At 70.0% G+C, this 21,737-nt stretch carries 17 protein-coding genes and 1 pseudogene; 7 read left to right on the top strand and 11 right to left on the bottom strand.

Annotation, left to right across the window (positions count from 1 at the left end):
• Positions 1-88 precede the first annotated feature (88 nt).
• Positions 89-2,234: pseudogene (locus ACWGI2_RS37185) on the top strand (ATP-binding protein).
• A 22-nt stretch (positions 2,235-2,256) separates the two neighbouring features.
• Here ACWGI2_RS37185 and rpsD read toward each other — a convergent pair.
• The 3 genes from rpsD to ACWGI2_RS37170 form a co-directional block, all read right to left on the bottom strand.
• Positions 2,257-2,871, bottom strand: a complete 615-nt coding sequence (gene rpsD, locus ACWGI2_RS37180; RefSeq protein WP_160503779.1) for a 30S ribosomal protein S4 — start codon at positions 2,869-2,871, stop codon at positions 2,257-2,259.
• Between the two features lie 392 nt (positions 2,872-3,263).
• Positions 3,264-4,613, bottom strand: a complete 1,350-nt coding sequence (locus ACWGI2_RS37175; RefSeq protein ID WP_160503780.1) for an AAA family ATPase — start codon at positions 4,611-4,613, stop codon at positions 3,264-3,266.
• Positions 4,614-4,666: 53 nt separating this feature from the next.
• Positions 4,667-5,326 carry a vitamin K epoxide reductase family protein gene (locus tag ACWGI2_RS37170; RefSeq protein ID WP_453700253.1) on the bottom strand — a complete coding sequence of 220 codons (660 nt, stop codon included), beginning with the start codon at positions 5,324-5,326 and terminating at the stop codon, positions 4,667-4,669.
• Between the two features lie 136 nt (positions 5,327-5,462).
• Here ACWGI2_RS37170 and ACWGI2_RS37165 point away from each other — a divergent pair, with 136 nt between their 5' ends.
• The 4 genes from ACWGI2_RS37165 to ACWGI2_RS37150 are packed head-to-tail and all read left to right on the top strand — an operon-like array spanning position 5,463 to position 9,014.
• Positions 5,463-6,350 (top strand): ABC transporter ATP-binding protein, encoded by an 888-nt coding sequence (locus ACWGI2_RS37165; protein ID WP_453700251.1) that lies wholly within the window; start codon positions 5,463-5,465, stop codon positions 6,348-6,350.
• A complete protein-coding gene (locus tag ACWGI2_RS37160; protein ID WP_453700249.1) occupies positions 6,347-7,201 on the top strand; it encodes an ABC transporter permease in 855 nt (284 codons plus the stop codon). Before ACWGI2_RS37165 ends, ACWGI2_RS37160 begins: the two co-directional genes overlap by 4 nt.
• Positions 7,198-8,394, top strand: coding sequence for a sensor histidine kinase (locus ACWGI2_RS37155; RefSeq protein ID WP_453399517.1), 1,197 nt, complete (start codon positions 7,198-7,200; stop codon positions 8,392-8,394). The genes ACWGI2_RS37160 and ACWGI2_RS37155 overlap by 4 nt, the downstream gene beginning before the upstream one ends.
• Positions 8,391-9,014: a response regulator gene (locus ACWGI2_RS37150; RefSeq protein WP_453700247.1), complete on the top strand. Its 624-nt coding sequence runs from the start codon at positions 8,391-8,393 to the stop codon at positions 9,012-9,014. The genes ACWGI2_RS37155 and ACWGI2_RS37150 overlap by 4 nt, the downstream gene beginning before the upstream one ends.
• 201 nt (positions 9,015-9,215) lie before the next feature.
• On the opposite strand, the gene hisS is transcribed toward ACWGI2_RS37150, so the two are convergent.
• Entirely contained in the window at positions 9,216-10,478 is a 1,263-nt protein-coding gene (hisS, locus tag ACWGI2_RS37145) for a histidine--tRNA ligase (RefSeq protein ID WP_453700246.1), read from the bottom strand.
• A 13-nt stretch (positions 10,479-10,491) separates the two neighbouring features.
• On the bottom strand, positions 10,492-11,196 hold the full coding sequence (locus ACWGI2_RS37140; protein WP_160503787.1) for an MBL fold metallo-hydrolase: 705 nt from the start codon (positions 11,194-11,196) through the stop codon (positions 10,492-10,494).
• Between the two features lie 146 nt (positions 11,197-11,342).
• Between ACWGI2_RS37140 and ACWGI2_RS37135 the strand changes: the two genes are divergently transcribed.
• Entirely contained in the window at positions 11,343-12,164 is an 822-nt protein-coding gene (locus tag ACWGI2_RS37135) for a peptidylprolyl isomerase (protein WP_453700244.1), read from the top strand.
• Positions 12,165-12,298: 134 nt separating this feature from the next.
• Positions 12,299-13,531, top strand: a complete 1,233-nt coding sequence (locus ACWGI2_RS37130; protein WP_160503789.1) for a DUF349 domain-containing protein — start codon at positions 12,299-12,301, stop codon at positions 13,529-13,531.
• 73 nt (positions 13,532-13,604) lie between these two features.
• Here ACWGI2_RS37130 and ACWGI2_RS37125 read toward each other — a convergent pair whose 3' ends face one another.
• From ACWGI2_RS37125 to ruvB, 6 genes are all read right to left on the bottom strand, one after another.
• Entirely contained in the window at positions 13,605-16,178 is a 2,574-nt protein-coding gene (locus tag ACWGI2_RS37125; RefSeq protein ID WP_453399513.1) for a RelA/SpoT family protein, read from the bottom strand.
• Between the two features lie 182 nt (positions 16,179-16,360).
• A complete protein-coding gene (locus tag ACWGI2_RS37120; RefSeq protein WP_160503791.1) occupies positions 16,361-16,909 on the bottom strand; it encodes an adenine phosphoribosyltransferase in 549 nt (182 codons plus the stop codon).
• Positions 16,906-18,042, bottom strand: a complete 1,137-nt coding sequence (secF, locus tag ACWGI2_RS37115) for a protein translocase subunit SecF (protein WP_453399512.1) — start codon at positions 18,040-18,042, stop codon at positions 16,906-16,908. The genes ACWGI2_RS37120 and secF overlap by 4 nt, the downstream gene beginning before the upstream one ends.
• A 1-nt stretch (position 18,043) precedes the next feature.
• Positions 18,044-19,819, bottom strand: coding sequence for a protein translocase subunit SecD (secD, locus tag ACWGI2_RS37110; RefSeq protein ID WP_453700242.1), 1,776 nt, complete (start codon positions 19,817-19,819; stop codon positions 18,044-18,046).
• 170 nt (positions 19,820-19,989) lie between these two features.
• Complete coding sequence (yajC, locus tag ACWGI2_RS37105) at positions 19,990-20,457, bottom strand: preprotein translocase subunit YajC (protein ID WP_453399510.1); 468 nt, start codon at positions 20,455-20,457, stop codon at positions 19,990-19,992.
• Between the two features lie 164 nt (positions 20,458-20,621).
• Complete coding sequence (ruvB, locus tag ACWGI2_RS37100) at positions 20,622-21,704, bottom strand: Holliday junction branch migration DNA helicase RuvB (RefSeq protein WP_453700241.1); 1,083 nt, start codon at positions 21,702-21,704, stop codon at positions 20,622-20,624.
• Positions 21,705-21,737 lie beyond the last annotated feature (33 nt).

Here is a 21,737-nt window from a genome sequence, read left to right as displayed (position 1 = left end):
GGCTCCGCACCGCATTACCGTGTAGCGGCAAGGGAGTTACCTGAAGTGATTGTACGGACTGCTTACGGATGGGTACGCTCCGTATCTCATGCGACGCGATCAGGGCACCGGTAACCGTCGGTACGACTCCCCCGCCCGCCCGCCGAGACCCGGCAACCTCCCTCTGGAGCTCAACGCCTTCGTCGGACGCACCGCCGAACTCGCCTCTCTCGCCGCCGCGTTGGAGGCCGGACGCCTGGTCACGGTGACCGGCGTCGGCGGTGTCGGGAAGTCGCGCCTCGCCCTCCGGGCGGCCTGCGGCACCGCGCCGCGGGGCGGTGCCTGGCTGGTGGAGCTCGCCGGGGTCAGGGATCCCGATCTGGTGGAGCACGCCGTCGCCGACGCCCTGCGTCTGACGGATCACACCCACCGCGCGCCGCGCGAGGTGCTGCTCGACCATCTCGCGGAGCGGGAAGTCCTCCTCGTCGTCGACGGGTTCGAGCACCTGGTGGAGGCGTGCGCCTCGCTGGTGGGGGATCTGCTGCACCACTCCCCCGGGCTCCGCGTGCTCGCGGCGGGGCGCCGGCCGCTCGACACCTGTGGCGAGCGGATCTTCCCGCTCGCGCCGCTGCCCACCGAGGACGCGGCCGTGCTGTTCGCCGACCGTGCGGCGGCCGGGCTCCCCGGGTTCGCCCTGGACGAGGAGAACGAAGCCGACGTGGCGGAGCTGTGCCGCCGCCTGGACGGGATCCCGCTGGCCGTCGAGCTGGCGGCGGGGAGGCTGCGGGCGCTCTCGCCCGCACAGCTCCTTGCCCGGCTCGACAACCGCTTCGCGCTGCTCACCGGGACGCGGCGCGATGTGCCGCCGCGGCATCAGACCCTGCGGACGGCCATCGGCTGGAGCCATGAGCTGTGCACGGCGAGCGAGCGCCTGCTGTGGGCGCGGCTCTCGGTGTTCTGCGGGCCTTTCGACCTGGAGGCGGCCGAGTACATCTGCAGCGGCGACGGACTGCACGCCGACGACGTCCTCGACGTACTCGGCGAGCTGCTCGCGCAGTCCGTCGTGACGCGTGAGGAAGGGCCGACGGGCGTCCGCTACCGCATGCTCGACACGGTCCGGGCGTACGGCGCCGACTGGCTGGAGGCGACCGGCGACGCCGCGCGGATGCGGCGCAGACACCGCGACTGGTACATGGGGCTCGCCACCTGGTGCGAGCTGGACTGGTTCTCGCCGCGCCAGGCGCGGGTCGCCGAGCTCGTCGACTGTGAACTGCCCAATCTGCGGGGCGCGTTGGAGTACTGCCTGACCGAGCCGGACGAGACGCATCTGGGCCAGTATCTGGCGGGCAGTCTGTGGTTCTACTGGGTGGGCTGCGGGCGGCTCGCGGAGGGGCGGCACTGGCTCGACCGCGCCCTCGAACTGGACGGCGGCCACGACGAATCGCGCCTCAAGGCGCTGTGGGTGCTCGGCTACGTCGCGGTCCTCCAGGGCGACACGGTCGCCGCGCTCGCCGCACTCCAGGAGTGCAAGGACGAGGCGGAACGTACCGGCAGCGCCATCGCGACGGCGTACGCCGTGCACCGCATCGGCTGCCTCGCGCTCCTCGCCGACGACATGGAGCGCGCCGAAACCTTGCTGCGCTCGGCTCTCGCGCAGTACCGCGAGATCGGCGAGCTGAACAGCAACGTCCTGATGGGCCAGGTCGAGCTGGCGATGGCCCTGGCCTTCCGCGGGGAGCTCGCCGACGCGGTGGAGCTCTGCGAGGACGTACGCCAGGTCTGCGAGGACCACGGCGAGCGCTGGACTCTCGCGTACGCCCTCTATGTCCTCGGCTTCGCGGCCTGGACGCGGGGCGAGGCGGCGACCGCCCGTGACCTGGTGATGCGGTGCCTGGCGCTGGACCACGCGTTCCACGATCTGCTCGGTACGGTGCTCGCGATCGAGCTGCTCGCCCTGTTCACCGCGGTGGAGGGTGACCCGGCTGAGGCCGCCGTCCTACAGGGCGCCGCGTCCCGTATCTGGCCCTCGGTGGGCCTCCCGCTGTTCGGCTCCGGGCACTTCGGCAGGCCGCACGCGCTGTGCGAGTCGCAGGCCCGCGAGCAGCTGGGCGACGCGCGGTACGAGGAGTGCGTGGCCGTCGGGGCCGGTCTCGCCCCGGACGCGGCGGTGTCCCGTGCTCTGGGCGCCGGCTCCAGGAGCAACGCAAAAACCCGCCGCCTGCCCCACCACGAAGGGAGGGCGGGCGACGGGCTGAAGCAGGGAGAGCTACGTCCGGGTCAGCGGGCGTAGTACTCGACGACGAGCTGCTCGTCGCAGATCACGGGGATCTCCTTGCGGTTCGGGTCACGGTCCAGACGGAAGGCCAGGGCCTTCAGGTTGACCTGGAGGTAACGCGGGATCTCGCCGTCGGGGGCGAAGCCGCCCTCACGGGAGACCTGGAACAGCGGCTTCTCGCGGCTGCGCTCGCGGACCATCACGACGTCGTCGGGACGGACGCGGAACGACGGCTTGTCGACCTTGCCGCCGTTGACCTCGATGTGGCCGTGGCTGACCATCTGACGGGCCTGGTAGATCGTGCGGGCGATGCCCGAACGCAGGATCAGGGCGTCGAGACGGCGCTCGAGCTCGATGACCAGGGCCTCGCCGGTCTTGCCTTCGGCCTTCTTGGCGCGGTCGTAGGCACGGGCCATCTGCTTCTCGCTGATGTCGTACTGCGCGCGCAGACGCTGCTTCTCGAGCAGACGGACCTTGTAGTCCGAGTTCTGCTTGCGCCCACGGCCGTGCTCGCCCGGCGGGTAGGGGCGGGCCTCGAAGTACTTGACGGCCTTCGGGGTCAGCGCGATGCCGAGGGCACGCGACTTCTTGACCTTGGGGCGGGACTGGTTCGGCATGAACCAACCTCTCTGTTCATTGTGAAATCGGCTTCACCAGGGTTAGGGGAGGTCGCAATCCGCAGCCTGGGAAACCCATCGGATCCGGTGGTTCTGGATCCGGCGGGCAGCCGCTCCCTGGTCTGGGCACTATGTGCAGCACGCGAGTGGCCCACCGACCGCTTCCCGGAGTACGAGATGGTGGTGGGCTGCCCGCGACACCTTCGACGGTGCGCGACGCTCCTGGAGATCCCTGGACGGTGAGGTCCGGGGCTCCGGCTGGATGTCCCGTTCTGGTGGTGCCGGTACGAGACCGGACACAGGACGCAGCACTTCGGGCAAGTGTACCGGGTGGCGGGGGGTGCCTCAGCCGCGGGCCGGAGTGGGCCGCGAAGAGGTGGGGAGGGGTGGGGCTACTCGCCCTTGAGGCGCTCGCGCACCCGCTCGACCACGTCGGCGTACCTCGCCTCGGCTCCATAGCGCGTGGGCTGGTAGTAACGCTTGGCCGCGACGGTGTCCGGTGCGTACTGCTGGGCCGCGATCGCGCCCGGTACGTCGTGCGGATACACATAGCCCTGGGCGTGGCCGAGCTTGGCCGCTCCCTTGTAGTGCCCGTCGCGCAGGTGGGGCGGGACGGGGCCCGCGAGGCCCGCGCGGACGTCGGCCTGGGCGGACTGGATGGCGATCGTCGCGGCGTTCGACTTCGGGGCCAGGGCGAGCGCGATCGTCGCGTGGCTGAGGGTGAGCGCGGCCTCCGGGAAGCCGATCATGGCGACGGCCTGGGCGGCCGCGACCGCCGTGGGCAGGGCCGTGGGGTCGGCGAGGCCGATGTCCTCGCTCGCGGAGATCATCAGGCGGCGGGCGATGAAGCGGGGGTCCTCGCCCGCCTCGATCATCCGGGCCAGATAGTGCAGGGCCGCGTCCACGTCCGAACCGCGGATGGACTTGATCAGGGCGCTCGCGACGTCGTAGTGCTGGTCGCCGTCGCGGTCGTACTTCACGGCGGCGCGGTCGACCGACTCCTCCAAGGTCTGGAGGGTGATCGTCTTCTCGCCCTTGGCGAGGGCCGAGCCCGCGCCGGCCTCCAGGGCGGTGAGCGCGCGCCTGGCGTCGCCGCCGGAGATCCGCAGGAGATGCTCCTCGGTGTCCTCGGGCAGCTCCACGGCGCCGCCGAGGCCCCGCTCCTCGGTGAGCGCCCGCCGCAGCAGGCCGCGCAGGTCGTCGTCCGTGAGGGGTTCGAGGGTGAGGAGGAGGGAGCGGGACAGGAGCGGGGAGATGATCGAGAAGTACGGGTTCTCGGTCGTCGCCGCGATGAGCGTCACCCAGCGGTTCTCGACGGCGGGCAGCAGGGAGTCCTGCTGGGCCTTGCTGAAGCGGTGGATCTCGTCCAGGAAGAGGACGGTCTCCTTGCCGTGGCCGCCCATCGCGCGCCGGGCGCCCTCGATGACCGCGCGGACTTCCTTGACGCCCGCGGTGATCGCGGAGAGCTCCACGAAGCGCTTGTTCGTGGCCTTCGAGACCACGTACGCAAGGGTCGTCTTGCCGATGCCCGGCGGTCCCCACAGGAACACCGACGAGGGGCCCGCCGGTCCTCCGCCGCCCTCGCCGACCAGCCTGCGCAGGGGCGAGCCCTGCTTCAGCAGATGCTGCTGGCCGACGACTTCTTCGAGGGTGCGCGGGCGCATCCGGACGGCCAGGGGACTCGTCGAAGGGTCCTTCTCCTGGCGGTCCTCGGCAGCTGCGGTGAACAGGTCGGGCTCCACGAATCGAACCCTACGTCAGCCCACTGACAACGCGGCCCGCGCGAGTGCGGCTGTCAGCTGGTCCAGAAGTCCCACCAGCGCGTGAGGATCAGCATGCCGATGATGCCGATGTGCAGCACCGGAAGCACCCAGGTGAACTCGCTGAAGAACGTACGCAGCCAGGAGGGCGCGGGCAGGAAGCCCTTGCGGATGTTGAACGACGTGACGTACCAGAACATGATGATCGTGGCGACCCAGGCCAGGCAGCACCACAGGCACAGCGAGTTGATCTCGTACAGCGACTGGTACTGGAGCCACGTGCAGAAGCCGACCCCGAAGAGCGTGCCCGCGTTCAGCGTCAGCCAGTACCAGCGCGGGAAACGCGCGCGGCCCAGCAGGCTCATGCCGACACAGATCACGGCGGCGTACGCGGCCAGGCCCAGCATCGGGTTCGGGAAGCCGAACACCGATGCCTGGTCGCTGGTCATGATGTTGCCGCAGGAGACCACCGGATTGAGGCTGCACCCCGGCGTGAAGTCCGGGTCCTCAAGGAGCTTGAACTTGTCCAGCGTGATGACCCACGCCGCAAGGAGGCCCGCCGCACCCGTGATCACCAGAAGCAGCGCGAACGCACGGCTCCCACCGACACTGCGTGGCGCGTCCGCGTCCGTTCCCCCGTGATCGTGCTCGTGCTCGGAGGGGCGGCTTTCGCTTGCCGGGGTCGTCTTGCTCATCACGCCGTTCCGTCGCTTGGGGGGCCTGCGGGCACGGACATTGTGCCGCACGCGCGCGGGTGTCCACCGTTCGATGGACATAAGGAGGTACGCACGGAGGTCCCGGAGCGTTCGGTTCACCGGAACGCTCTACGTCATGACAGCAGACGACGGCACGACGGCAGCCAGAGGCGAACTCGCGGTGGACGTTCGAGGGCTGCGCAAGCGATACGGCGATGTGACGGCGGTCGACGGCATCGACCTGGCCATCCGGCACGGCGAGGTCTTCGGCATCCTCGGCCCCAACGGCGCGGGCAAGAGCACCACGGTGGAGATCCTCCAGGGCAACCGCGCCCGGGACGGCGGCGAAGTCGCGGTACTCGGCGCCGACCCCGCGTCCGCAGGGCGTGCGTGGCGCTCGCGCGTGGGGATCGTCTGGCAGGACGAGTCTGCGCCCGCCGAGCTGACGGTGCGCGAGACAGTGCGTCAGTTCGCCCGCTACTACCCGAAGCCGCGCGACCCCGAAGACGTCATCTCGCTCGTCGGCCTCGATGAGAAGGCGGCGAGCCGCGTCAAGGGCCTCTCCGGCGGCCAGCGCCGCCGCCTCGACGTGGCACTCGGCGTCATCGGCGACCCCGCGCTCCTGCTCCTCGACGAGCCGACGACGGGCTTCGACCCGGCCGCGCGGCGCCAGTTCTGGGGCCTGATCCGCAGGCTCGCCGACGAGGGCACCACCATCGTGCTCACCACGCACTACCTGGAGGAGGCCGAGGCGCTCGCGCACCGGCTCGCGGTGATCGCCGACGGCCGGGTGGTCGCCGAGGGCGAGCCCTCGGCCCTGCGCCACCGCCACGGCGCGGAGGCCACCGTCGAGTGGACCGACCTGGACGGGACCCCGCGCGGCGAGCGCACCGGCACACCGACGCGGACCGTCGCCGAGCTGACGGCCCGGTTCGACGGGGAGATCCCGGGGCTGCGCATCAGCCGGCCCTCCCTCGAAGACGTGTATCTGCGGCTCACCGGGCAGGAAGGCGACGCACGATGACATCGACGGCGAGCACCACGGGCGTACGTCCCTCCGAGCGGGTCCCCCAGCGGCTGCCCTCCGCCTGGGCGCTCGGTCTGCACCAGGGGGCGATGGAACTGCGGCAGTTCTTCCGGCTGCGCGAGCAGGTGGTCTTCACCTTCGCCTTCCCCATCGTCTTCCTCTTCCTCTTCGCATCGATCTTCAGCAACGACGTGGAGGGCGCGGGCATCACGGCGTCGCAGCTCTACGTGGCCGCGATGATCGCCGCGGGCGTCATGTCCACCAGCTTCCAGTCGCTCGGCATCTCCATCGCGATCGAGCGCGACGAGAAGGTGCTGCGGCGCCTGCGCGGGACGCCGATGCCGCCCGCCGCGTACTTCCTCGGCAAGATCTGGCTCGTCCTGGTCACCGGACTCCTGGAGACCGTCGCCCTGCTGGTCGTCGGCGTGACGCTCTTCGACGTCGATCTGCCCACGAGCGCGGGCAAGTGGCTCACCTTCGGCTGGGTCTTCGTCCTCGGCCTCACCGGCTGCGCGCTGCTCGGCATCGCGATCAGCAGCGTCCCGAAGTCCGGACGCGGCGCGAACTCGGTGGTCGTACTCCCGTTCCTGGTGCTGCAGTTCATCTCCGGCGTCTACATCGCCATCGACACGATCCCCGACTGGATGCTGAACATCGGCGCGCTCTTCCCGCTGAAGTGGATGTGCCAGGGTTTCCGCGGGGTGTTCCTGCCCGAGTCGGCCAACGTCCTGGAGCAGACGGGTAGTTGGGAGTACGGCCGTATCGCCCTGGTGCTCGGTGCCTGGTGCGTCGGAGGATTGGTGCTGTGTCTGCTGACCTTCCGGTGGAAGAACCGGCGCGAGGGATGAGCAAGGCGTCCGGACCGCGCGACGCGCACATCTGGCTGCGCACGTTCCGGCTCTGGGACGCGTACTTCGCCGTGGTGTGGGTGGCCACCCTGATCTTCGTGCTCGGCACGGCGGAGCCGGGGTGGCCCGTCCGGCTCACCACCGCGGGGCTGCTGCTGCTCCTGGCCCCCTGGTACGTGGGGTTCGGGCGCGGCGTCCTCATGGAGGAGGGCACCGACGAGCGGCGGGCGTTGATCTACGTCGCGGGCGCCGTCGTGCTGTTCCTGCCACCGGGTGTGCTGATCGGCGAGACCCGCCTGATGACCTTCGCGCTCATCCCGCAGTGCTTCATCTGTCTGCGGATGCGCTGGGCGATCGCGGGGGTCACCGTCATCAACTTCGCGCCCGTGGCGGGCTGGGCGCTGCTGTGGCGGCCCTCGCCGCAGGACCTCTTCTACAACTCGGTGTTCGCCGTGGTGACGCTGGTCTTCTCGGTGGCGATGGGCAGCTGGGCCGTCCGCATCATCGAGCAGAGCCTCGAACGGGCCGAGCTCATCGCCGAGCTGGAGGCCAGCCGCGAGGAGGTCGCCCGGCTCTCCGCCGAGCGCGGCGCCCTCACGGAGCGCGAGCGCATGTCGCGCGAGATCCACGACACCCTCGCGCAGGGCTTCACCAGCGTCCTCATGCTCGTCCAGGCCGTCGACGCGGAGCTGGAGCGCGACGTTCCCGCCGCCCGCCGCCACCTGGGCCTGATGGAGGCGACGGCCCGGCAGAACCTCGCCGAGGCGCGGGCCCTGGTCGCGGGGCGCGCGCCCGCCGACCTGGACGGCGGTTCGCTCCCTGACGCCTTGCGGCGCCTGGCCTCCCGGCACGAGGCCGAGGTCTCCGTGACGGGTGAGGTGCGCCCGCTGCCGCCGGGCCTCGAAGTGGTGGCCCTGCGCTCCTGCCAGGAGGCCCTCACCAACGTACGCAGGCACGCCGGGCCCGGTGCGTCGGCGAGTGTCGCCCTGGCCTACGCGCCGGGCTCGCTCACCCTGGCGGTGCGGGACACGGGGCGCGGCTTCGACCCCGGCGTGCCGCGGCAGGGGTACGGCCTGCCGGGGCTGCGCGAGCGGGCCGCCGAGGTCAGGGGCACCGCAGAGGTGACCAGTGGCCCCGGTGGCGGCACGACCGTCACCGTCCTGCTTCCGATCCCCGAGAGGAGCGCCCCGTGATCCGCGTCGTGCTGGCCGACGACCATCCCGTCGTACGCGAGGGACTGCGCGCCATGCTGAGCGCCGAGCCGGACCTGGACGTGGTCGCGGAGGCGTCCAGCGGGCCCCGGGCGGAGGCGCTGGCCGCCGAACTGCGGCCGGACATCGTCCTGATGGACCTGCGGATGCCCGGCGGTGGCGGGGCCGACTCGATCGAGCGGATGGCGGCGGCGGGGCTGCCCTGCCGGGTCATCGTGCTCACGACGTACGAGACCGACCGCGACATTCTGCGGGCCGTGGAGGCGGGGGCGGCGGGTTATCTGCTGAAGGATCTGGCGCGGGGGGAGCTGGCCGAGGCGGTGCGGGCCGCTGCTCGCGGGGAGACGGTCCTTGCCCCTTCGGTGGCGGCGCGGCTCGTCGACCAGCTGCGGACTCGCCCGGAGCGGCCTCGGCTGTCCGCGCGCGAGACTGCGGTGCTCCGGCTTGTCGCCGAGGGGTGTACGAACGCGGAGATCGGGCGGCGCTTGCACGTCGCGGAGTCCACGGTGAAGACGCATTTGCTGCGGGTCTTCGGGAAGCTGGGGGTGGATGACCGCACCGCCGCAGTCACGAGTGCGATGCGGTGCGGGCTGCTGGACTGAGTTTCTCGCCCCCTCCGCCCCTACCCGTCCCGTCCTGGGGCTCCGCCCCAGACCCCGCTCCTCAAACGCCGGAGGGGCTGAATTTCAGCCCGTCCGGCGTTTGAGGACGAGGCCGTTCAGGCCGATCCGGGGGTCTGGGGGCGGAGCCTCCAGGGACGGGACGGGTAGGGGGCGGAGGGGGCGAAAAAACTGCCCCCGGGGTTAGCTCAGCCGGGACTTCAGCTCCGCCACCAACTCGTCCACGGCGACAGCCACCTGCTCCCCGGACTCCATGTCCTTGAGCTGGACCACGCCCTCGGCGAGATCCCTCTCACCGGCGACGACGGTGTACCGCGCGCCGCTGCGGTTGGCGTTCTTCATCGCGCCCTTGAGGCCCTTGCCGCCGTACGAGAAGTCCGCCGCGACCCCGGCCCTGCGCAGCTCCGTCACCTTGGAGAACAGCACCCGGCGCGCCTCGTCGCCCAGCGGCACCGCGAACACGCTGGTCGCCGAGGGCAGTTCGAGCTCCACGCCCTCCGCCTCCAGGGCAAGGACCGTGCGGTCCACGCCGAGCGCCCAGCCGACCGACGGCAGCGAGGGGCCGCCAATCATCTCGGACAGGCCGTCGTAGCGGCCACCGCCGCCCACCGCGGACTGCGAGCCCAGGCCGTCGTGGACGAACTCGAAGGTCGTGCGGGTGTAGTAGTCCAGGCCGCGGACCAGCTTCTCGTCGTCCTCGAAAGCGACACCCGCCTCCGTGATCAGCTCGCGTACCTGCTCGTGGTACGCCTTGCACGCGTCGCACAGATAGTCGCGCAGCATCGGAGCGCCGACCAGCTGCTTCTGGACGTCGTCACGCTTGTCGTCCAGGACCCGCAGCGGGTTGATGTCGATACGTCGACGTGTCTCCTCGTCCAGATCGAGCCCGCGCAGGAAGTCCTGCAGCGCGGCGCGGTAGACGGGGCGGCACTCCTTGTCGCCGAGCGAGTTCAGCAGGATGCGGAACTGCCGCAGGCCGAGCGCGCGGTACGCCTGGTCCGCGAGGATGATCAACTCGGCGTCCAGGGCCGGGTCCTCCGCGCCGATCGCCTCGGCGCCGACCTGCGAGAAGTGGCGGTAGCGGCCCGCCTGGGGCTTCTCGTAGCGGTAGTACGAGCCGGAGTACCAGAGCTTGACCGGCAGGTTTCCCTGCTTGTGGAGGTTGGCCTCCAGGGCCGCGCGCAGCACGGAAGCAGTGCCCTCGGGGCGCAGGGCGAGCTGGTCGCCGCCCTTGGTCTCGAAGGCGTACATCTCCTTGGAGACGATGTCGGTGGACTCGCCGACGCCACGCGAGAACAGCTCGACGTTCTCGAAGCCGGGCGTCTCGACGTAGCCGTACCCGGAGTTCCGCAGCGGCGCGGCAATGGCCTCGCGCACCGCAAGGAACGTAGCCGAGCGCGGCGGAAGCAGGTCGTAGGTGCCCTTGGGGGCCTTGAAGGTGCTCACGGGTTTTCTCTCGTCACATTCCTCGTCGGGGAGCGTCGGCTCCCAGGCCGGCGGCCACCTGGCGCAGATACGGGTTGGTGGCGCGCTCACGGCCGATGGTCGTGTGCTCGTTGTGACCGGGCAGGACCACGGTCGAGTCGTCGAGCGGCAGGCACACACGCGCCAGCGATTCGAGCATCTCGTCGTGCGATCCGCCGGGCAGGTCGGTGCGGCCGATGGAGCCGGCGAAGAGCAGATCGCCCGAGAAGAACACCGAGGGAACCTCGGCGGACTCGGGGAGCTGGAACGTCACCGACCCCTTCGTATGCCCCGGCGCGTGCGCGACGGAGAAGTCGAGTCCGGCGAGCTTCAGCCGCGCGCCGTCGGCCAGCTCCTTGACGTCGGAGGGTTCCCCCACGGTCAGTTCGCCGAGCAGCTGCGCGCCGAAGGAACGGCCTATGGCCTTCTCCGGGTCGCTCATCATGTACCGGTCGTCGGGGTGGATCCACGCGGGCACGTCGTGCGCCCCGCAGACCGGCACGACCGAGGCGACGTGGTCGATGTGGCCATGGGTGAGGACGACCGCGACGGGCTTGAGCCGATGCTTCTTGAGCGCGTCCTCGACTCCCTCGGCGGCCTGGTGGCCCGGGTCGATGATCACGCACTCCTCGCCTGCGGCGGGGGCGACCAAGTAGCAGTTGGTGCCCCAGGCCCCGGCGGGAAACCCGGCAATGAGCACGATCGTCCTTCGTTCGTAGTCCGGCGGAGGTGACCGCGCGGGATCGCGGCAGATCAGAGCCTACCGGCGCTCCCGATTCCACAGCTAACCCATATACGGTACGGGGCACACAGAAGCGGTCATCCACGCAGAGGAGAGAGAACCCGGTGGTCAGCAACGATCAGCGGCGGCGTCAGCTCGCCCGGGAGAAGTTCTTGCGGCAGCAGCAGCGCCGGGAGGCCGCGCGGCGCAGGGCGCGGGTGCGCAACGCGGTGATCGCCTCGGCGCTCGCGGTGGTGGTGGCCGGTGGCGCGGTGTCGTACGCGGCGGGTGCCTTCGACGGCGACAGCGCGGCGAACGACGAGGCGAACGCGAGCCCCACCACCAAGCCGGACCCCTGCGAGAAGCCCGCGGGCGGCAAGGTGAAGCCGCTCAGCTTCAAGAAGGAACCGAAGCTGACGATCGACAAGTCGGCCGACTACACGATGAAGCTCGGCACCACCTGCGGCGACATCGACCTGAACCTGTCGGCGGCCAAGGCCCCGCACACGGTCAACTCCTTCAACTTCCTGGTGAACAAGGGCTACCTCGATCACACCAAGTGCCACCGGCTCACCGCGGGCGGCATCTTCGTGCTCCAGTGCGGCGACCCGAAGGGCACCGGCGAGGGCGGCCCCGGCTACTCGATCCCGGACGAGAACCTCAAGGACAAGCGCCTGAAGGGGAACGTCTATCCGGCGGGCACGGTCGCGATGGCCAACCAGTACAACGCCGAGAAGAAGACGGGCCGGGACACCGGCGGCAGCCAGTTCTTCCTCGTCTACCAGGACAGTCAGCTCCCGCCCGACTACACACCGTTCGGGACCATTTCCGATTCCGGGATGAAGGTGCTCAAGAAGATTGCCGACGCCGGCGAGAGCACCGGGCAGGGCGACGGCGCCCCGAACGCGACGGTCGTCATCAACAAGGCGACCGTGTCGAAATCCTGACCGCCCGCGGGCAAACTTCGGACGCGCGGGATGCGGACAGCCGCCCCGCTGGTCGCCTATGTTGGCGGTGACGAAACTGTGGACGATGCCGGGGGCCCCGAGGCCCTGCGCAGGCATCATGTGGAGGAGGCGCTGTGAGCAGCGACCCGTGGGGCCGCGTCGACGAGACGGGGACCGTGTACGTGCGCAAGGCCGACGGCAGCGAGCGCGAGGTCGGTTCGTGGAAAGCGGGGTCTCCTGACGAGGCCCTGGCCTACTTCGAGCGCAAGTACGACGGTCTGGTCGTCGAGATCGGACTTCTCGAGCGCCGGGTGAAGACGACCGACCTGTCGGCCAAGGACGCCATGACCGCCATCGACCACCTGCGCCAGCAGGTGGACGAGGCACACGCGGTCGGCGATCTGGACGCCCTGAGCACGCGCCTGGACAAGCTCGTCGAGACCGTCGACGCGCGCCGTGAAGAGCGCAAGGTCCAAAAGGCCAAGCAGTCGGACGAGGCGAGGCACGCCAAGGAGGCGCTGGTCGTCGAGGCCGAGGAGCTCGCCCAGAGCGAGCAGTGGCGGGCGGCGGGCGAGCGGCTTCGCGCCCTGGTGGACACCTGGAAGGGTCTGCCGCGCCTGGACCGCAAGTCGGACGACGAGCTGTGGCACCGCTTCTCGCATGCCCGCTCGGCGTTCTCCAAGCGGCGCAAGGCCCACTTCGCCTCGCTGGACGCCCAGCGCGAGGAGGCCCGCAAGACCAAGGAGAAGCTGGTCGGCGAGGCCGAGGCGCTGTCCGGGTCGACCGACTGGGGTCCGACGGCCGCGCGCTACCGCGACCTGATGACCGAGTGGAAGGCCGCGGGCCGCGCCCAGCGCGAGCACGAGGACGACCTGTGGAACCGCTTCCGCGGCGCCCAGGACGTGTTCTTCGCGGCGCGCAGCGCGGTATTCGCGGAGCGGGACGCCGAGCAGACGGAGAACCTGAAGCTGAAGGAGGAGCTGGCCGAGGAGGCCGAGAAGCTCGTCCCGGTGAAGGACCTCAAGTCGGCGCGCGCCGCCTTCCGTACGCTCAACGAACGCTGGGAGGCCATCGGCCACGTCCCGCGTGACGCGCGGCCGAAGGTCGAGGGCCGGATGCACGCGGTGGAGCGTGCCCTCCAGGAGACCGAGGAGGCCGAGTGGCGCCGGACGAACCCTGAGGCGCGGGCTCGGGCCGAGGGCCTGACGGGGCAGCTGCAGGCGGCCGTCGACAAGCTGGTCGACCAGATCGAGAAGGCGCGCGCCGCGGGCAACAACGCCAAGGCCGACAAGCTCCAGAAGGAGCTCGACGGCCGTCAGGCGCTGCTCGACCAGGCCCTGAAGGGTCTGCACGAGTTCGGCGGCTGACGCAGGCTTAGCCACCTCATGGGTCCGCCCCCGGCGCACAAGCGGCGGGGGCGGACCCATGAGGTGATGCGGGTCAGGGCCTGCGCGCCGACGTCACCCTGTAGACGTCGTACACACCCTCGACTCCCCTGACCGCCTTGAGCACATGGCCCAGGTGCTTGGGGTCGCCCATCTCGAAGGTGAAGCGCGAGGTGGCGACCCGGTCGCGGGAGGTTTGGACGGCCGCGGACAGGATGTTCACGTGCTGGTCCGACAGGATGCGCGTGACGTCCGACAGGAGGCGCGAGCGGTCCAGGGCCTCGACCTGGATGGCGACCAGGAAGACCGAGGACTGGGTGGGTGCCCACTCGACTTCCAGGATCCGCTCGGGCTCGCGCGAGAGCGAGTCCACGTTCACGCAGTCGGAGCGGTGCACGGAGACGCCGCTGCCGCGCGTGACGAAGCCGATGATCGGGTCCCCCGGCACGGGCGTACAGCAGCGGGCCAGCTTGACCCACACGTCCTCGACGCCCTTGACGACGACACCGGGGTCGGCGTTGGCGCGGCGCTTGCTGCGGCCGCGCGAGGGCGGCGCGCTCTCGGCGATGTCCTCGTTGGCGGCCTCTTCGCCGCCGAGCGCCTGGACGAGCTTCTGTACGACGGACTGCGCGGTGACGTGGCCTTCGCCGATCGCCGCGTAGAGGGACGAGATGTCGGGGTAGCGCATCTCGTGCGCGAGCGTGACGAGGGAGTCGCCCGTCAGGATCCGCTGGATCGGCAGGTTCTGCTTGCGCATGGCGCGCGCGATGGCGTCCTTGCCCTGCTCGATGGCCTCGTCGCGGCGCTCCTTGGAGAACCACGCGCGGATCTTGTTGCGCGCCCGCGGTGACTTGACGAAGCCGAGCCAGTCGCGGGAAGGGCCCGCACCTGCCGCCTTGGAGGTGAAGACCTCCACCAAGTCGCCGTTGTCCAGGGTCGATTCGAGCGGCACGAGCCGTCCGTTGACCCGGGCCCCTATGGTGCGGTGGCCGACCTCGGTGTGGACCGCGTACGAGAAGTCGACAGGGGTGGCGCCCGCCGGGAGCGCTATGACGTCGCCCTTCGGCGTGAAGACGAAGACTTCGTTGCGCGACAGGTCGAAGCGCAGCGATTCGAGGAACTCGCTGGGGTCCTCGGTCTCCTTCTGCCAGTCGAGGAGCTGGCGCAGCCACGCCATGTCGTTGAGGTGGTCGTCCTTGCCACCGGCCTTCTTCGGTACGTCCGTGCGCACCTTGGAGGCGCCGGCGACGGCCTCCTGCTTGTACTTCCAGTGCGCGGCGATGCCGTACTCGGCGCGGCGGTGCATGTCGAACGTACGGATCTGGAGCTCGACGGGCTTGCCGTTGGGGCCGATGACCGTCGTGTGCAGCGACTGGTACATGTTGAACTTCGGCATCGCGATGTAGTCCTTGAACCGGCCGGGGACCGGATTCCATCGCGCGTGGACGGTGCCGAGGGCGGCATAGCAGTCGCGGACCGTGTCGACCAGGACGCGGATGCCCACCAGGTCGTAGATCTCCGCGAAGTCACGGCCGCGGACGATCATCTTCTGGTAGACGCTGTAGTAGTGCTTCGGGCGGCCGGTGACGGTGGCCTTGATGCGGGCGGCGCGCAGGTCGGCCTGGACCTCGTCGGTCACTATGGCGAGGTACTCGTCGCGCTTGGGGGCGCGCTCGGCGACCAGGCGCACGATCTCGTCGTACATCTTGGGGTAGAGGATCGCGAAGGCGAGGTCCTCCAGCTCCCACTTGATGGTGTTCATGCCCAGGCGGTGCGCCAGCGGAGCGTAGATCTCCAGGGTCTCGCGGGCCTTCTTCTCCTGCTTCTCGCGCTTGAGGTAGCGCATCGTGCGCATGTTGTGCAGGCGGTCGGCGAGCTTGATGACCAGGACGCGGGGGTCCTTGGCCATGGCGACGACCATCTTGCGCACGGTCTCGGCCTGCGCGGCCTCGCCGAACTTGACCTTGTCCAGCTTGGTGACGCCGTCGACGAGGAGGGCGACCTGGTCGCCGAAGTCGCGCTTGAGGGTGTCGAGGCCGTACTCGGTGTCCTCGACGGTGTCGTGAAGGAGGCCCGCCATCAGCGTGGCCGGGTCCATGCCCAGCTCGGCGAGGATCGTCGTCACGGCGAGGGGGTGCGTGATGTACGGGTCGCCGCTCTTGCGCTTCTGGCCGCGGTGCCAGCGCTCGGCGACCTGGTAGGCCTTCTCGATCTGGCGCAGCGTCGCCGTCTCGATCTTGGGGTCGTTGCTGCGCACTATCCGCAGCAGGGGCTCCAGGACCGGGTTGTACGGGTTCGAGCGCTGGACGCCGAGGCGGGCCAGGCGGGCGCGTACGCGGTTGGAGGAGCCGGAGCGCTCGTTCTTGGCCGCGGTGGGCCGTGGCGTGGGCGTCGTGCTGCCGGCGCGGGCCTCGGTGGGGGGCTTGGGGCGCGCTTCGGCGGCCGGCTTGTCCCGCTGGGCGCTGTCGCCCGTCGTGCGCGGTGCGGAGGTGCCGCCGGGGGCGCTGGGGGGCGCGCTGTCCTGCTGCCTCGCGGGCGTCGCGTTCTTCGCGGGCGCGGCGGCGTGTGCCGCGGCGCGCTTGGCCTCTGCGGCCTTGGCGGCGGTGAGTGCCTTGGAATCGTCTGGCAAGAGGCGCTCCCTGTGCGCGATCCGGGTCCCCCGGTCAGGCCCCGAAGAGCCCATGGTATCGATCCTCGACCTTCGGCTCTCCCTCAGCTCATGAGACGCCCTTCTACGAGAGGAACGCCTGAGACGGGCGCCGGATTCCTCCGGGCCCGCCTCAGGGTGTGCGTGGTGGCTGCTCAGACGCCTCAGACGGTGAGGAGGGCCTCCAGCGGGGCGCCCTCCAGGGCCGTCTCCAGCTTGGCGCGGCCCCCGAGGAAGCCGAGCTCCATCAGGACGGCCACACCGGCGACCTGCGCGCCCGCACGGCGGATGAGCCGCAGGGACGCCTCGGCGGTGCCGCCGGTCGCCAGGACGTCGTCGATGACCATGACGCGGTCGTCGGCGGCGAGGTCCTCGGCGTGCACCTCGATCTCGGCGCTGCCGTACTCCAGGTCGTACGACTGGCTGAGCGTCGCTCCGGGGAGCTTGCCCGCCTTCCGTACGGGGATGAAGCCGAGCCCGGCGCGGAGCGCGACCGGGGCGCCCAGGATGAAGCCGCGGGCCTCCAGGCCGACGATCTTCGTGGCGCCGTGCCGCACGGCGAGGTCCGCGAGGGCCTCGGTCAGTGCGGCGAAGGCCTCCGGGTCCGCGAGGAGCGGCGTGATGTCCTTGAACATCACCCCGGGCTCGGGGTAATCGGCGACGTCCCGGATGCGGCTGAGCAGCAGCTCCGACGGTACGGCGAGCTCGGTCATCGGCGCTTCCCCGAGGGACGGCCGCGGCCTCGGTTCCGCGAGGCCGGCTGCGTGCGCGGGCCGACGACGCCCGCGGGGGCGGCGTCCTCCGGCACGTCGTCGTCCTGGCGGTCGTCGTCCTCGTCCTGTGCGGCTGCCGCGCTCTCCACGGACTCGCCCTTGGCCGCCGCGGCGGCACGCTTGGCGAGGACGCGCTTCTTGAGCGCCTTCATCTGCGGCTCGGTCTCCTTGAGGTCGGCGACGAGCGGCGTGGCGATGAAGATCGAGGAGTACGCACCGGCCGCGAGGCCGACGAACAGCGACAGCGAGATGTCGTTGAGCATGCCCGCGCCGAGGAAGCCGCCGCCGATGAAGAGCAGTCCGGCGACCGGCAGGAGCGCGACGACCGTGGTGTTGATCGAACGCACCAGGGTGCTGTTGATGCTTCGGTTGGCGACCTCGCTGTAGGTCCACCTCGTCTGCTTGGTGAGGTCCTTCGACTGCTCCTTCAAGCTGTCGAAGACCACCACCGTGTCGTACAGCGAGTAACCGAGGATCGTCAGGAGACCGATGATCGTGCCCTGGGTGACCTCGAAGCCCACCAGGGCGTAGACACCGACGGTGATCGTGATGTCGTGGATCAGGGCGATCAGCGCGGCGAGGGCCATGCGCCACTCGAAGGCGATCGCCAGATAGATCACCACGAGGACCATGAAGATGATCAGGCCCGTCCAGGCCTTCTGGCTGATCTGCTCACCCCAACTGGGGCCCACGAGGTCGGCGTTGATGGCCTCGGACTTGAGGTCCATGTCCTTGGCCAGGTCCGCCTTGATCTGGTCGGACTTGGCAGTGTCCACACCGGCGACCTGGATGCGCAGACCGCCGGAGCCGAGCTCCTGGACGACCGCGTCGTGGCCGGAGGCCTCTTCCGCGTACTTCTCGGCCTGCGCGACCGAGACGCTGGTCTTCGGGGTGGTGAAGACCGCGCCGCCCTCGAACTCGATGCCCATGTTCAGGCCGCGCACCGCGAGGCCGACGATGGCCGTGATGGTGATCAGGATCGAGAGGCCGTACCAGAGCTTGCGCTTGCCGACGAAGTCGTAGCCGACCTCACCGCGGTAGAGCCTGGCGCCGAGATTGCCGAGCTTCGACATCTCACGCCTCCTTCGGGTCGACAGGGCCAACGGAAGAACCAGTGGCGCGGCGGGTGCGGCGCAGCGGCGGCTTGGCGCCGAGCCGCTTCGGGTCGAGGCCGGACCACTTGTGGCCGTTCGCGAAGAACTTCTTGCGTGCCATGAGGGTCATCAGCGGCTTGGTGAAGAAGAACACCACCACGACGTCGAGCAGTGTGGTCAGGCCGAGCGTGAACGCGAAGCCCTGGACCTTGCCGACCGTGACGATGAAGAGCACCGCGGCCGCGAGGAACGACACGAAGTCGGAGACCAGGATGGTGCGCCGGGCACGCGGCCAGGCACGCTCCACGGCGGGCCGCAGCGTGCGTCCCTCTCTGACCTCGTCCCTGACGCGTTCGAAGAACACGATGAACGAGTCGGCGGTGATACCGATCGCAACGATCGCACCACACACCGCGGGCAGGTTCAGGGTGAAGGAGATGGCCGGGCCGAGCAGCGTCATCAGGGTGTACGTCAGGGCCGCCGAGACCAGGAGGCTCGCGATGGCGATCAGCGAGAGGCCGCGGTAGTAGACCACCAGGTAGATGATGACGAGCGCGAGGCCGATGGCGCCGGCGATCAGACCGGCGTGCAGCTGCTCGCCGCCGAGCGCGGGGCTGACGGTGGTGACGCTCTGCTCGTGGAAGGTCAGCGGCAGCGCGCCGTACGACAGGATGTTCGCGAGGTCCTGGGCGGACTCCTGGGTGAAGCTGCCGGAGATCTCGGCGTTCGCGCTCAGCGTCGTGTTGACGCTGGGGGCCGATGCCACCTCACCGTCGAGGACGATGGCGAACTGGTTCATCGGAGGCTGCTGCTGCGAGAGCTTGCTCGTGGTCTTCGAGAACTTCTTCGAGCCGCCGCCCGTGAACTCCATGTTGACGACCCAGGCACCGCTCTGCTGGTTGATCGTCGCCTTGGCGTCGTCGACGTCCTTGCCGTTCAGCTCGGCGGGGCCGAGTACGTACTTCTCCCACTGCCCCGCGTTGTTCTTGCCACAGGCGATGGTCTGCTCGGACGGCTTGATGCCGTCACCGACCTTGCCGCGAGCCGCCTTGTCGGTGCAGTCGAGCTCGGTGAACTTCTTCTGCAGCGCCGCGGTGGCCGGATCGGCGGACGGGGTGGGGGTCGGCTTCCCCTTGTCGTTGCCCTTGTCCGAGGCCTTCGGCGTCGGGGTCGCGTCGGCCTTCAGGCCGTCCGTGACCGCGCGGCCCTGCGAGGACGGGGAGGCGGTCGGGGTCGATGACGCCTTGTCGTCGCCCTTCTCGGTCGCCTTGTCCGGGTCCGCGGTGTCCTTGCCCTTGTCCTTGTCCTTGCCGGACGAGCTGGCGGACGGCTCGGGGGTGGGCTCGCCGCTGGCCACCGTCAGGACGGGACGGAAGTAGAGCTGAGCGGTCGTGCCGACCTGCTCGCGCGCCTGCTTCTCGTTCGTGCCCTTGGGGATGTTGACGATGATGTTGTCTTCGCCCTGGGTCTGCACCTCGGCCTCGGACACACCCAGACCATTGACGCGGTTGTTGATGATGCTGACCGCGGTGTTCATGTTGGTCGGGTTGATCGCGCTCTTCTTCTGGCCCGGCTCGTCCTTCGCCTGGAGCGTGATGCTCGTGCCGCCGGCGAGGTCGATGCCGAGGCGGGGCGTGGTGTTCCCGGAGAGGAACATTCCGCCGGTGAGCGCCACGAGGGCGATCAGGATGAAGACCAAAGAGCGTCCCGGCTTGCCCGGGGCGCTCTGCCTTCGGCCCTTCTTAGGTGCTGCCACCTTCTCGTTCTCCCTGTCCAACCGCCCCGGCGTCCGGTGCACTGCCCCTCACTGAGCGGGGAGTTCCCAGGTCGGGCGGCCATGAAATGGTGTCGAGACCCGTCACGAAACCCACGCACTGCGGGGACCGTGGCAGCGCGAGCGGCGCGCCCCACGGACCCCGGTGGTGGCTACTTCGCGTCGGACTCGCCGTCGGTCTTCTTCGGCTCGGCGTCGTCGGCCTCGGGGGCGCTGTCCGCGTCCTTCTTGCCGAGGTCGATGCGCGAGTCGTCGGAAGCGTCGGCGGCGGGCTCGTCGGTCTCGGTGAGGGAGGAGGCGTCGTCCGGGACGACGGGGTCATCCGACTTCACGGCGCTGGTGCCGTGGACGATGCGGTTGTACTCGTCGTCCTCGAGGACGGCGCCCACGGAGTTCTTCGCGTAGAACGCGTGCACACCAGGAGCCACCTCAAGGAGGACGGCGTCGTCGTGAACCTCCTTGACGGTGGCGTACATGCCACCGATCGTGCGGATGCCGGTGCCGGGCTGCATCTCATTGCGCATCTGCGCTGCCGCCTGCTGCTTCTTCTTGGCGGAGCGCGTCATCAGGAACATGGCCCCGATGAGCACGATGAAGGGGAGGAGGGTCACGATATTCACGGGACGGAGTTTCCTTCGCATGACCGCGCAGGTAAGCGGCCTGATGGACGGGGGTGGGCACGCCGCCCACAAGGGCGGCATCGGCGGAGTCTAAGCGAGTCCGCACCTAACGAACAACGCTCAGCATGGCACCGCAGTTCCTGACCGTGCGAGTACGCGCGCCGTCACGCCCCGAACAGGTCCCCTTGTCCGATTCCGCCCGCCTGCCGCGGCGGAACAAGGCCGAGATGCGCCCATGCGGCGGGCGTCCCGACCCGGCCTCGGGGGGTGCGTGCGAGCAGTCCCTCCCGTACCAGGAAGGGCTCGGCGACCTCCTCGACCGTCTCGCGCTCCTCCCCCACGGCGACGGCGAGCGTCGAGAGGCCGACGGGTCCGCCGCCGAAAAGCTTGAGCAGGGCTTCGAGGACCGCGCGGTCGAGGCGGTCGAGGCCGCGCTCGTCCACCTCGTAGACCTTGAGGGCGGCGCCCGCGATGTCCTTGTCGATCGCGCCGTCGGCCTTGACCTGGGCGTAGTCCCGCACGCGGCGCAGCAGACGGTTGGCGATACGGGGTGTGCCGCGGGAGCGGCCCGCGATCTCGGCGGCGCCCTGCGGGTCGATCTCCACGTCGAGCAGTTGGGCGGAGCGATGGACGACCCGCTCCAGCTCGGCCGGTTCGTAGAACTCCATGTGCGCGGTGAAGCCGAAGCGGTCGCGCAGTGGCGGTGGCAGCAGGCCCGCCCTTGTGGTGGCGCCGACCAGGGTGAAGGGCGGCAGCTCCAGCGGGATGGCGGTGGCACCGGGGCCCTTGCCGACGATGACGTCGACGCGGAAGTCCTCCATGGCCATGTAGAGCATCTCTTCGGCGGGCCGGGACATGCGGTGGATCTCGTCGAGGAAGAGCACCTCTCCCTCCTGGAGGGAGGAGAGGATCGCCGCGAGGTCGCCCGCGTGCTGGATGGCGGGGCCGCTGGTGATGCGGATCGGGGCGCCCATCTCGGCCGCGATGATCATCGAGAGGGTGGTCTTGCCGAGGCCGGGGGCGCCGGAGAGCAGCACGTGGTCGGCGGTGGCGCCTCGCGCCCGGGCCGCGCGCAGCACGAGGTCGAGTTGCTCGCGGACCTTCTCCTGGCCGATGAACTCACCCAGATCCTTGGGGCGGAGGGCGGCCTCGACCGCCTGGTCCTCGCCGTCGGCGGACGCACCGACGAGCCGCTCGGCCGCGTCGGCCGGGGCGGTCGTGTCGTCGGTGGTCTCGTCCCAGTTCATGAGCTCGCCTCGCGATGTGGTTCTGGTGGTGAA

This window comes from Streptomyces sp. NPDC054866, from assembly GCF_053610745.1.
The sequence above is the reverse complement of the archived record's forward strand: the minus strand, read 5'-3'. Positions and strand labels throughout refer to the sequence as shown.